Source organism: Streptomyces sp. SID14478 (assembly GCF_010548525.1).
Taxonomy (GTDB): Bacteria; Actinomycetota; Actinomycetes; order Streptomycetales; family Streptomycetaceae; genus Streptomyces.
In genome coordinates, this window is sequence record NZ_JAAGMG010001015.1 from 1 (window position 1) to 332 (window position 332).

At 76.5% G+C, this 332-nt stretch carries 1 pseudogene; it reads right to left on the reverse strand.

Annotated features, from left to right (window positions below):
* Positions 1-332: pseudogene (locus G3I40_RS32625) on the reverse strand (pyridoxal phosphate-dependent aminotransferase); the annotation flags it as partial.

The following is a 332-nucleotide window of genomic DNA, read 5'->3' on the forward strand; positions in this document are numbered from 1 at the left end:
GCGGGCGCAGGCGGCGGGCAGGGACGGCGGCAGGAACGCGCCGGTCAGCTCGGCCAGGACGGTGACCTGCGCGGGGAACATCTCGGCGGGGCTGAACAGGACCGTGTCCGCGTGCGGGTGCAGGGTGTCGCGCCAGGTCTCGTCGCTGACCACGTGCAGGCCCTCCCCCACGGCGGCCTCCACGGCCTCGTGCAGCACCTCGGGCGGCGGCACGGTCGCCGTCGGGTCGTCGGCGACGGACAGGACGAGCAGCCGGGGGTCACCGCCCTCGGCCCTGACCCGGCGGACGGTCTCCAGGAGGGCGTACGGATCGGGTACGCCGCCGCACTCGG